This is a genomic window from Pseudonocardia parietis (assembly GCF_017876315.1).
GTDB classification, from domain to species: domain Bacteria; phylum Actinomycetota; class Actinomycetes; order Mycobacteriales; family Pseudonocardiaceae; genus Pseudonocardia; species Pseudonocardia parietis.
The window spans coordinates 4,138,369-4,149,353 of record NZ_JAGINU010000001.1; the positions used below are offsets into that span (position 1 = coordinate 4,138,369).

The window sequence follows — 10,985 nt, forward strand, 5'->3', positions numbered from 1 at the left end:
CCGGGGGAGAGGAGGCAGCGCGATGGTGGCCATCAACTGCGACATGGGTGAGTCGTTCTCGATCTACCACTGCGGCGACGACGAGGGGCTGATGCCGTTCGTGACCGTCGCCAACGTGGCGTGCGGCTTCCACGCGTCCGACCCGCGGGTGATGACCCGGACCGTGCGGCTCGCGAAGCAGCACGGGGTGAAGGTCGGCGCGCACCCGTCGCTGCCGGACCGGGAGGGCTTCGGGCGGCGCGAGATGAAGCTGGACCGCGAGGAGCTGACCGCGGCCGTCGTGTACCAGATCGGGGCGTTGTCCGGGTTCCTGCGCGGTGAGGGCATGGAGCTGAACCACGTCAAGGTGCACGGCTCGCTGTACGGGATGGCCTCGCGTGACCCGGAGGTCGCCGAGGCGATCGCGGACGCCGCCGACGTCTTCGGCGCCCCGCTGATGGGCATGGTCGGCACCGTGCACGAGCAGGTGTGGGGGGATCGCGGTGCCGGCTTCATCGCCGAGTACTACGCCGACCTCGACTACCGCGACGACGGCTCGCTGATCATCACCCGCGAGCACCAGGCGTTCGACCCCGTGCGCTCGGCTCAGCGGGCGGTGCGCGCGGTGACCGAGGGTAAGGCGACCTCGGAGAACGGCAAGGAGATTCCGGTGCGCGCCGACTCGGTCTGCGTGCACTCCGACACCCCGAACGCGGTGGAGCTGGCCCGCGCGGTCAACGAAGCGCTCACGCCCCACCTCGACACGAAGCCATAGCACGAAGGAGCTCCAGGTGCCCCGACACGAGGTCATCTCCCCGATCCCCGGTGTGTTCTACCGGCGACCCGACCCGGACAGCCCGCCGTTCGCCGAGGACGGCGGGTCCGTCACCGACGACCAGGCGGTGGGGCTGGTCGAGGTCATGAAGTCCTTCCACCAGATCCCGGCCGGTGCGGCCGGGACGCTCGTGGAGTTCCTCGTCGGCGACGAGGACGAGGTGGACGCCGGCCAGCCGGTGGCGGTGGTGGAGACCTCGTGAGACGACTGCTCGTCGCCAACCGCGGCGAGATCGCCGTCCGGATCATCCGGGCAGCCCGTGATCTGGGGATCTCGACGGTCGCGGTGCACTCGAAGGCCGACGCCGGCGCTCTGCACACCCGGCTCGCGGACTCGTCCGTCGAGATCGGGCCCTCGCCGGCGTCGAAGTCCTACCTGGTGGCCGACGCGATCCTCGCCGCGGCGAAGGACAGCGGCGCCGACGCCGTCCATCCCGGTTACGGGTTCCTGTCGGAGCGGGCGTCGTTCGCGACGGCCGTCGCCGACGCCGGGCTGACCTTCGTCGGGCCGGCCGGATCGGTGATCGAGCGGATGGGGGACAAGGTCGCCGCCCGCGAGGTCGCCCGGGCGGCCGGGGTACCGACGGTGCCCGGCACTCCCGGTGGTGTGTCCGGTGTGGACGAGGCAGTCTCGGCGGCCCGCGATGTCGGCTACCCGGTGATGCTCAAGGCCGCGGCCGGCGGCGGTGGGCGGGGCATCCGCGTGGTGCACGACGAGGACGGCCTGCGGGCGGCCTTCGGTCAGGCGTCCACCGAGGCGCAGAAGGCGTTCGGCGACGGGACGATGTACCTGGAGCGCTTCGTCGAACGTGCCCGGCACGTGGAGGTGCAGGTCCTCGGCGACGGTACCGACGCCGTGCACCTGTTCGAGCGGGAGTGCTCGCTGCAGCGGCGCCGGCAGAAGGTCGTCGAGGAGGCCGTGTCGCCGGGGATCTCGCCGCAGGTCCGCGAGGCGATGACGACGGCCGCGCTGCAGCTGTGCCGCGAGGTCGGCTACGCCTCGGCCGGCACCGTCGAGTTCCTCGTCGACGCCGATGCAGCCGGGGGGGACTCGGGTTCGTTCTTCTTCATCGAGATGAACACCCGTATCCAGGTCGAGCACCCGACCACCGAGCTGGTCACCGGCATCGACCTGGTCGCCGAGCAGCTGCGGATCGCGGCGGGTTCACGGCTGCGGTTCACCCAGGACCGGATCGAGCGCCGCGGGCACGCCATCGAGTACCGGGTCTGTGCCGAGGACCCGGAGAAGGACTTCATGCCGCAGCCGGGCTCCGTCGGACGGATCACGCTGCCGTCCGGGCCGTGGGTCCGCTGCGACACCTGGCTGGAGCCGGACGGGACGGTCCCGCCGTACTACGACTCGCTGCTGGCCAAGGTGGTCGTGTGGGGCGCCGACCGGGACGAGGCACTCGCCCGGTCCCGCCGCGCGCTGGACGAGTTCTCGGTGTCCGGCATCCCGACCACCGCCGGCCTGCTGCGGTCTCTTGTGGACGAGGAGTGGGTCGCCACGGCGGACTTCCACACGTCCACGTTGGAACAGTGGCTCACCTCCCGGAAGGAGACCTCATGAGCGCCCGCTACAGCTGGGGCGGCGACGAGTTCGTGTTCGTCGAGCTGGCCGAGGAGATGAGCCTGCAGGCCAACTTCAAGGCCGTCGCCATCACCAACCTGCTCCGCGACGAACGTCCGGACGGGATCCTCGAGATCTGCTCGGCCAACGCGTCGTACCAGGTGCGCTACGACCCGGACGTGCTGGAGCCGCACGCCTTCCTCGAGCATCTCAAGTCGCTCGAGGCCCGGGTCGGCGACGCACTGGGGGTCACGCTGGCCTGCCGGGTCGTCGAGATCCCGGTGCTCTACCAGGACCCGTGGACCACCGAGACCCTGATGCGGTTCCGCGACCGTCACCAGGATCCCGAGGCCACCGACATCGAGTACGCGGCCCGGATCAACGGCTACTCCTCGGTCGAGGAGTTCATCGCCGCGCACTCCGGTTCGCCGTGGTTCACCTCGATGGTCGGGTTCGTCGCCGGGTTGCCGTTCAAGTACCAGATGGTGCCCCGGGACCGGCAGATCGTCGTCCCGAAGTACCTGCGGCCGCGTACCGACACCCCGAAGCAGACCGTCGGCTACGGCGGCTGCTTCTCCTGCATCTACTCGGTGCGCGGGGCGGGTGGCTACCAGATGTTCGGCATCACCCCGGCCCCGATCTACGATCCGCGCCAGACCAAACCGGACTTCACCGAGCACAAGGTGTTCATGCGGCCCGGCGACATGGTCAAGTTCCGGCCGATCGACCGCGACGAGTACGACGAGTCGCAGGCGAAGGCCGAGGCGGGCGAGTACCGGATCACCGCCCGGGACGTCTCGTTCGACCTGCAGCCGTTCCTGGACGATCCGGACGGCTACAACAAGCGCCTGCTGGGGGAGTTGGCATGACGGCATCTTCGACAACCCTCGAGGTCCGCAAGCCGGGCCTGTCGACGACGATCCAGGACGGCGGGCGCTCCGGCTACTACCACCTGGGCATCCCGCCGTCGGGGGCATTGGACCAGTACTCGCTGGCCGCGGCGAACGCGCTCGTCGGCAACGGGGCTGACGACGCGGTTCTCGAGATTGTCTACATGGGTCCGGAGCTGCGGTTCACCGGCCCGGCCGTGGTCGCCGTGACCGGTGCGGAGATCGCGCCGCGGGTGAACGGGGAGGCCCGGCCGCAGTGGGAGTCGTTCGACGTCGCCGAGGGTGACGTGCTCGACTTCGACTACCTCAAGGCCGGGTCGCGGGCCTATCTGGCCGTGTCCGGCGGCTTCGACACCCGGGTCGACCTGGGCAGCCGGTCGACCTATGTGATCGGCTCGCTCGGTGGGGTGGACGGTCGGCCGATCGCTGAGGGCGATGTGCTGCCGGTCGGCTCCGGGGCCACGGGACGGTCCGGGCTCGTCGTGCCGTCGGACCTGCGCCCGGCGATGTCGCGCGACGTCGAGGTGCGGGTCGTGATGGGGCTCTACGACCACCGGCTCACCGACCGCGGCCGCGCCACGTTCCTGGACACGACGTGGACGCTGACGCCGGTCGCCGACCGGATGGGCTTCCGTTACTCCGGCGGGCAGCTCGAGACCGTCGACCGGGAGCCGCCGTTCGGGGCCGGGCAGGATCCGTCGAACATCGTCGACTCGCCGTACCCGATCGGCTCCATCCAGGTGCCGGGCGGCGTCGAACCGATCGTGCTGCACCGCGACGCGGTGTCCGGTGGTGGCTACATGATGGTCGCGACCGTGATCTCCGGCGACCTCGACGTCGTCGCCCAGTCGGCGCCGCGGACGAGGACCCGGTTCGTGGAGGTGGACCTGGAGACGGCGTTGCAGCTCCGGGCCGAGCGCAAGGACCGGATCGCACGCCTGTACGCCGCGCTGTCGGACTGAGCCCCGGCCCCGTCCGTCCGGGGTAGCCGAACACGACCATCTGGTCCACACTCGGCGCTCGAGCACGGACGTCGCGGCACGGGAGGCGGTTCCGGCTATGAGCGGCAGGCACCGGAGGACGGCCCGGGCGGGGCTCATCAGGAAGGTCCTGGCCGTCACCGTGCCGTCGGTCGGGGTGGTCGCCGTGGCCGCCGCGGTCGTCGTCGGCAGTGGGCTCGGTACCGACCGGACGCCCGTCACGCCGGTCGGTCCGAACCCGGGCGGCCCGGGCCCGGCCGGGTCCCCGCGTTCGCCGGGCCCGTCCGGGCAGCCGCCGGGGCCGCCCGGGCAGCTGCCGGGGTCGCTCGGGCAGCCGCCGGGGTCGTCGCCCGGGCAGCTACCAGGGTCGACCGGGCCGTCGTCGCGGGCCGTTCCTGCCGCTCCGGGTCTGGTCCTGACCGCTCCCGCCGCTGGTGGGCCGGCCCGGGCTGCCGGTGATGCGGTTGCGGCGGCCGCGGTGGCCGGTGCGGCCGCGCGTTCGGGCTCGCCGTGGGCCGGCTCTCTGTGGGCCGGCTCTCCGTGGGGCGATGCGCCGTGTGCTGACACTCCCGGGGCGGATACTCCCAGGCCCTCGGGCTCCGATGAGGGACCCTCGGGGACCTGGTCGGCCTCCTCCGGTTCCGCCGCGCCCGGATCGGCCGGGACGGGGCCTCGCAGCTCGAGCGGCCCGACCGGTTCCGGATCGGCCGACAGACCGGGTGACACCGAACCGCACTCGCAACAGTGGTCCGCACCGCGGACCCGGTCCGAGCCCGCGGTCCCGCGGCAGCGTTCGGCACCGTCCGCCCCGTGGACCCGTCCTGCCACTCCGCCCTTCGAGCAGGGCGGTGCGGAACCGTCGTCCCCGGTCGAGCGCCCGGACCGGCCCGGGCGCAACACCCGCGACGAGGTCCGCGAGGTGGTCCGGGAGGAGGTTCGTGACGGGGATTCCGCATCCGACGACGCACTCCTGCGGCTGCGGCTGCGGCTCACGGTGCTGGAGTCCCAGGACGTCGACGTCCGCATCCCCGGGCCGGCCCTGTCGCTGCTCGGTGAATGATTGCGCGTCCCCGCCCCCAATCGCGTCGCGGTGGACAGCGCGCTGCTGGGGCGCCACCGGCCCGAGGCCGGGCGGTCTTACCCGGGGGCCGGTCAACAGTCGACCGCCCGGCCCGCCCCCGCCCGCCCCGGTGCGACGCCCCCGACTTCGCGGGTGACTCCCGGTCGGGTTCGCGGTCCCGGCCGACGTCGGCATCCAGCCCGGTGGGGGAACGCTCCTGGTGATCGCCCGTTGTGGAGTGTTGCGAACGCTGAGCGTACGTCGCACTCCACAGCCGGTGATCACGCGGTGTCAGCCGCGCTGTGCTCGCCGGATGCCGTGTCGCGCCGGCTGTCCAGCCCGCTCACCGACGTCACCCGGTGAGGGCGCTCCTGGCTGCCCGCCCACCCGTTCGGCCCCTCCCGATCGGCGCGGCGGCGGGTCACGATCATGAGCATGACTACGCCGAACGGCCCAACGGAGCGGGGCTGATGATGGGGCGTCATCGGATGCCGGAGCCGCCGGTCCGGCCGGTCCCGGGGGCGCGCACCCGCCTGCACACTCGTCTGCGCACGGCTCTGGCCGGGACCGTGCCGGTGCTGCTCGTGATGTCGGTGACCGTGGCCGTCCTGATTGGTACGGGAGCGCTGGGCGGTGTCGCGCCGGCCGAGCAGCGGGCCGGGAGGTCGGTGCCGATCCCGACGTTCGCCGATCCACCGCCTGCGGATCCCGACGACGACCTGTCCGACGCCGCCGGGTCGACCCGGGTGTACGGCCCGGCCCCGGTCGAGCCCCCGCCACGGGAGGAGGCTGCCGCGGACGCCGCCGGCGACGCCGCGTTCGCCGCGGCGGTCCGGGCGGCCGACGACCGCGCGACGGCCGAGGCGCGCCGGGCTGAGCTGCAACGGGCCGAGGAGCGGCGGGTGGAGCACCAACGCGTGGAGCAGCGGCGCGCGGAGGAGCGGGCCGAGCAGCGGCGCGCGGAGGAGCGGGCCGAGCAGCAGCGCGCGGAGGAGCGGGCCGAGCAGCAGCGCGCGGACGAGCAGCGCGCCCAGCAGCGGGCCCGGGACCGGGCCGACGAGCTCGCCCGGCGGAGCACGACGGCGGCACCGTCCGGTACGCCGGAGCCGACCTCCTCGCCCGCACCCACCACGACCGGCGAGGACCCCGACGCCCGCGGCTCCACGAGTTCGACGACACCGACGCCCCCGACATCACCGACGACACCGATGACCTCGACGACACCGACGCCCTCGACATCACCGACGACACCGACGCCCTCGACGACACCGGCATCGCCGACGACACCGGTATCGCCGCGCACCACGCCGTCGCCGGCCACCGACGACGGTGTCGCGTGCCGGGTCGTGGCGCTCGCCGTGCTCGGCTGCAGCGGCACCTGAGCCGGCCGGACGAGGTGGCCGCCGGACGCGCCGCCGCCCTGCCGAGCTCGACAACCGGCCACCGGCACCGGTGTCCGGCACCGATGATCGGTGACCCGCGATCGCAGCGTTCCCGGTCGCCGACGCGTCCGGCCACCGCCACCCCGTCGGGTGACCACTCGTCCGGGCGGTCGCGGTAGAGCCCGGCGCAGGCCATCATCGGGGATCGGCGACTACGCCGTTCGGTCCTACGGGGGTGCTGATGAGCGGACGTCATCGCGCGCCCCGGGTGCGCCGCACACCGCTGCGCCACACCGTCATCGCTGCGCTCCCGGCGGTCGTCGCGGTCGCCGCCGTACTCACCGTCGTCGCTGTCGTGGTCGGCAGCGGCCTGCTGACGGCCGGGGCCCCGGCCCCGTTGCCGGCCGGTGCACCGGCCGCGGATGCGACGGCCCTCGCCGCGCCCGCGGCTCGTACGGCACCGCTGCTCCGGCTCCCGGCCCCGGACGCCGCCCCGTCGGCCGCCGCTGACGCCGCCCGAGCGGCAGGCGAGCTGGCGGATCGGGCCCGGTCGGCGCAGTCGGTGTCCCCGGGGGTCTGTGACCTGGACGGTCCGCCCCGGTTCGACGACCCCGAGCGGCCGAACGTGATCACCAACCGGGACTGTGGCTACGTCGACGAGCAGGGCCGCGAGCGGTCCCGGAACCCGTGGATCGACGGCCAGCTGCTCGCCGCCCAGGGCGGATGAGACCAGGCGGTGTTTCGGCCCGCCCCCTTCCGGATACGGAGGAGGGGACAGGAGGCGATCATGATGAGCGGACGGCACCGACGCGCAGTCACCACCCCCGCCCGGCGTGCCCTGCTGGGGACGGTCCCGGTGGTCGGCGCGGCCGGGGTCCTCACGGGCGTGCTGGGCGGGGCGGCTCCCGAGCCCGCCGCACCGGTGGCCGTGGCGTCCACAGAACCGACTCCACCCACCGCGCCGGGGCCCGGCACCGCCTGGGACGACTCGGTGCCCGGGCACGGTGAGGCTGTCATCGACGTCGTCGCCGGCGCCCAGGACGCCGTACAGGCGCGCCAGCGCGTCGACGCCCGCGCCGCCGAGCGGGTCAGCACGGTCGCCGGGGAACTCCGTGACCAGGCCGCCGAGCGGGCCGAGCAGGCACGCGCCGACGGGGACGCCGAGCTCGCCGCCTACCTCCGGGAGGAGGCGCAGCGGCAGGAGCATGCGGCGGCGTCGTCCCGCCCGGTCGTCCCCGCGGACGAGGACCCGGTCACCGACCCGGGGGAGACGTGCACGTCGACGGACCTGCTCCGGCTCGGGCCGCTGGCCGTCGCGGGCCCGGACGATCCGCAGTGCGAGACGGACCCGTGGGTGGCCGACCAGATGGAGGCCGCACAGGAGCGCTGAGCGTCTGCTACTCCAGCACGGTCAGCCCGAGCGCCTCGCAGATCGCTCCGGCCTGGGAGGGGGAGACGACCGCGCCACGAAGGGCGTGCGGGGTGTCCGGGGTGATCTCGCCGAGATCGCAGGACCGCAGGTCGGCCTGCTCCAGCCGGGCGGCCCGCAGTACCGTGCCCCGCAGCCGGCACCGCTCGAACCCGACGGCCCGCAGATCGGCCCCGGACAGGTCGGCCTCGGTGAGATCACATCCCGCGATGCGCAGACCGCGCAGGCCGAGATTCCCGAGATCGGCGATCTGCAGGTTGCAGTCGTTCAGCACGAACGAGGCGGCCAACCCGCGCATCCCGCGCAGTGACGTACCGATCATCCGGCAGCCGTCGAACCGGGTGTCGCCGAGGATCGCGCCGGCGAACCGGGCACCGGACAGGTCGGCCCCGGTCAGGACGGCGTCGGTCAGGTCCGCCTCCCGCAGGTCCGCCCCGGCCAGCGTGGTCCCCGAGATCCTGGCCCGATCCAGCCGGGTTCCCCGCAGGTCCGCCCCCGCCAGCGAACCGCCACGCAGGTCCAGACCGGCGAGATCGGTGTCGCGCAGGTCGCACTCGTCGAGCAGCGGATCCCGCACCGGCTCGCCGGCCCGGACGGCGGCGATCAGTTCCTCGGGTGTGGTCACGTCGGCGGTCACCGCGGCACCCTTGCACGCGCCACCGACAGCCCGGCGTCAGGCCGCGGGCGGCGCCTCCGGCCCGACCGGCAGGCAACGGACCGGCCGGGCGTCGTCCGGGTCGAGGGCGTTGGTGATGTGCTGCAGCGTCACCGGGTCGAACGCGACGGCGACGTGCTCGGCCAGGTCGGTCGGGCAGCCGTCCTGCAGCACGATGTTGGTGGCACCGTCCATCAGTCCGGAGGTGTAGGGCACGACCAGCTCGTCGTACCGGGTGAGGATCATGGTGTAGGTGACGCCGTCGACCCGTGGCCCGCCGTCGGCGTTCATCTCCTCGATGAAGTCCGACCCGGCGAGGAACTGCCGGCACGACGCGCACAGCGGATCGAGGACGGTACCGATCGCGGGGCCGAGGCCGAGCTGTTCGCCGGTGCGGTTGAGGAACGCGAGGCCACTGGTACGGGTGCCGTCCCACAGCGGGGTCAGGCCGACGTAGCGGTCGACCTGCTCGGCGCCGTCGAGGTACTTCACCCAGTAGTTCGGCATCAGCGAGCCCTCGGAGTGGCCGACGATGTCGACCTGGGCCGCGCCGGTCGCGTCGAGGACCCGGTCGACGAAGTCCGACAGCTCCTGCGCGCTCGCCTCCATCGGCGCGAGCCCGCCGACCTGGGTGAGGGGCGGCGGCGCAAGCGGGTTGCGCCCGTAGGTCAGCGAGAACACGCAGTACCCGCGCTCGGCGAGCTGCGGGGACACGTACCCCCAGTTGTTCGCCTGGTTCGCCGACAGTCCGTGCACGAGGACGACCGGGTTCGGGTGCTCGGCCGTCGGCAGGCAGTCCCAGTCGTTGGCGCCGGGCGGCGGCGGGTCGAGCAGGTCCTGCCCGGGCACGGCAGGCGCCGCGGCACCGGCGGGCTCGGATGCCGCCGTCGCGGCAGGGGCTGCGTGGGCCGGCGCGACCAGCGCCATGCCGACCACCACGATCGCCATCCCGATCGACGCGATCGCGCCCCAGTGCCGCTGGTTCATCGCTCGCGTGCCTCCTCGCCGCCCCGTTACCGATCGGTACAACGAGAGCGACGCCCGGAGGTTGCGGCCCAAGATCGCCCGGCCGGGTCAGGCGGGTGGGTCCTGGCGGGGGCGGCCGCCTCGGCGCATGTTGCCGTTCGTGGTGCGGCGTGTGGGGTCGATGAGGCGTTTCCACTTGCCCTGGGCGGCCTGCCTGCTCGACATCTGCGCCTGCACCGCGTCGGCGACCTGCTGCCAGGTCAGGCCGCTCGCCCGCAGGGTGCGGATGAGATCACGCTCGTAGGAGTCGGCGAGCCGGCGCATCTCCTGGACGAGGGCGTACCAGGCGGCGGCCCCGTCGTGGGTGAGCACGCCGTCCTCGGAACGTTGCTTCATCTCGGCGAGCTGCTCGGGGATCGACGTCCGCTTCTTGGCCACCGCCGGATCGGCCCGCTCCAGCCAGCGCTGGGCCTCCTGGAAGTTCATAGGTCAATGATTCATTGACGCAAGCGAAATGTCAACGAAACGCCGACAAACGAACGACGTCACGACAGCCGAGCCGCCACGCCGAGGACAGGGGAGCGGCACCGAGTGGGCCGCCGCGGGACCGGACCCGGTCTCGCCCGCGCTGCGTGGAGCTACGCCGCCCGGCGCACGGGCTCGGGGCGCGCCGCCGCCACTGGGACCGCCGTAGCCGGACCGCGGCGACCGGGTGGTGCAGCGACGACCCTGGTTCCCGCCCGGCGCTGCCGGTGAGGAACCCGGAGATCAGGAACCCGCTCCGGCGCAGCGCGGTTCGTCGAAGCCACGAGCGGGGCGACGGCCTCCGGGGACATGCCAGGGCCCCGGCCTCCGCGGACGTCGCATCCGCCCCGCTCGTACCGTCGCGCCGCGTCGCGGCGTTCGCGAGGACCCTGTGGAAGCCGATTCGGGCTGTATGTGGGCAGTGCTGGTGTCGCCGCGACCCGTAGTCGATCAGTTCCAGGTGTCGCGGCGCGGGCCGGCCGGTATCGGCAGCTGTCGGGCGGGCAGAAGCAGCGGCCAACCGGCCGCAGAGCCGCTCGACGCCGGGCGGGGTGTCGCCATGGACACCGGGAGCTGCGCGCCAAGACTGTCTTCGGCGCGGTCCGCGACGCCTGCGCTTCTGCGCGGAGCAGCCGCGTCCACGGCCGTCCGGCCCGCATGATCGTCGTCTGTGGAGTGTGGCGTTCGTGTCGCGTACGCCACACTCCACGACGGG

At 73.4% G+C, this 10,985-nt stretch carries 12 protein-coding genes; 9 read left to right on the forward strand and 3 right to left on the reverse strand.

Annotated features, from left to right (window positions below; translation table 11 throughout):
- Nucleotides 1-22 precede the first annotated feature (22 nt).
- The 9 genes from JOF36_RS19535 to JOF36_RS19575 all read left to right on the forward strand — a co-directional run bounded on the left by JOF36_RS19535 (nucleotide 23) and on the right by JOF36_RS19575 (nucleotide 8,085).
- Complete coding sequence (locus JOF36_RS19535; RefSeq protein ID WP_210028763.1) at nucleotides 23-754, forward strand: LamB/YcsF family protein; 732 nt, start codon at nucleotides 23-25, stop codon at nucleotides 752-754.
- Nucleotides 755-770: 16 nt separating this feature from the next.
- The gene (locus JOF36_RS19540) at nucleotides 771-1,016 is read left to right on the forward strand and encodes an acetyl-CoA carboxylase (RefSeq protein ID WP_210028765.1); all 246 of its coding nucleotides are present in this window, start codon (nucleotides 771-773) and stop codon (nucleotides 1,014-1,016) included.
- Nucleotides 1,013-2,383: an acetyl-CoA carboxylase biotin carboxylase subunit gene (locus JOF36_RS19545; protein WP_210028774.1), complete on the forward strand. Its 1,371-nt coding sequence runs from the start codon at nucleotides 1,013-1,015 to the stop codon at nucleotides 2,381-2,383. The genes JOF36_RS19540 and JOF36_RS19545 overlap by 4 nt, the downstream gene beginning before the upstream one ends.
- A complete protein-coding gene (locus JOF36_RS19550; protein WP_210028776.1) occupies nucleotides 2,380-3,252 on the forward strand; it encodes a 5-oxoprolinase subunit B family protein in 873 nt (290 codons plus the stop codon). The genes JOF36_RS19545 and JOF36_RS19550 overlap by 4 nt, the downstream gene beginning before the upstream one ends.
- A complete protein-coding gene (locus JOF36_RS19555; protein ID WP_210028778.1) occupies nucleotides 3,249-4,235 on the forward strand; it encodes a 5-oxoprolinase subunit C family protein in 987 nt (328 codons plus the stop codon). Before JOF36_RS19550 ends, JOF36_RS19555 begins: the two co-directional genes overlap by 4 nt.
- Nucleotides 4,236-5,172: 937 nt before the next feature.
- The gene (locus tag JOF36_RS19560; protein WP_210028779.1) at nucleotides 5,173-5,313 is read left to right on the forward strand and encodes a hypothetical protein; all 141 of its coding nucleotides are present in this window, start codon (nucleotides 5,173-5,175) and stop codon (nucleotides 5,311-5,313) included.
- Between the two features lie 470 nt (nucleotides 5,314-5,783).
- Nucleotides 5,784-6,695 carry a hypothetical protein gene (locus JOF36_RS19565; protein ID WP_210036444.1) on the forward strand — a complete coding sequence of 304 codons (912 nt, stop codon included), beginning with the start codon at nucleotides 5,784-5,786 and terminating at the stop codon, nucleotides 6,693-6,695.
- A 241-nt stretch (nucleotides 6,696-6,936) separates the two neighbouring features.
- Entirely contained in the window at nucleotides 6,937-7,422 is a 486-nt protein-coding gene (locus JOF36_RS19570) for a hypothetical protein (RefSeq protein WP_210028781.1), read from the forward strand.
- Between the two features lie 63 nt (nucleotides 7,423-7,485).
- Nucleotides 7,486-8,085, forward strand: a complete 600-nt coding sequence (locus tag JOF36_RS19575) for a hypothetical protein (protein ID WP_210028783.1) — start codon at nucleotides 7,486-7,488, stop codon at nucleotides 8,083-8,085.
- Between the two features lie 7 nt (nucleotides 8,086-8,092).
- Here JOF36_RS19575 and JOF36_RS19580 read toward each other — a convergent pair whose 3' ends face one another.
- The 3 genes from JOF36_RS19580 to JOF36_RS19590 form a co-directional block, all read right to left on the reverse strand.
- Nucleotides 8,093-8,761 (reverse strand): pentapeptide repeat-containing protein, encoded by a 669-nt coding sequence (locus tag JOF36_RS19580; protein ID WP_210028785.1) that lies wholly within the window; start codon nucleotides 8,759-8,761, stop codon nucleotides 8,093-8,095.
- A gap of 36 nt (nucleotides 8,762-8,797) precedes the next feature.
- Nucleotides 8,798-9,766, reverse strand: a complete 969-nt coding sequence (locus tag JOF36_RS19585; RefSeq protein WP_210028795.1) for an esterase/lipase family protein — start codon at nucleotides 9,764-9,766, stop codon at nucleotides 8,798-8,800.
- Nucleotides 9,767-9,853: 87 nt separating this feature from the next.
- Nucleotides 9,854-10,231: a hypothetical protein gene (locus tag JOF36_RS19590; protein WP_210028797.1), complete on the reverse strand. Its 378-nt coding sequence runs from the start codon at nucleotides 10,229-10,231 to the stop codon at nucleotides 9,854-9,856.
- Nucleotides 10,232-10,985: the final 754 nt, after the last annotated feature.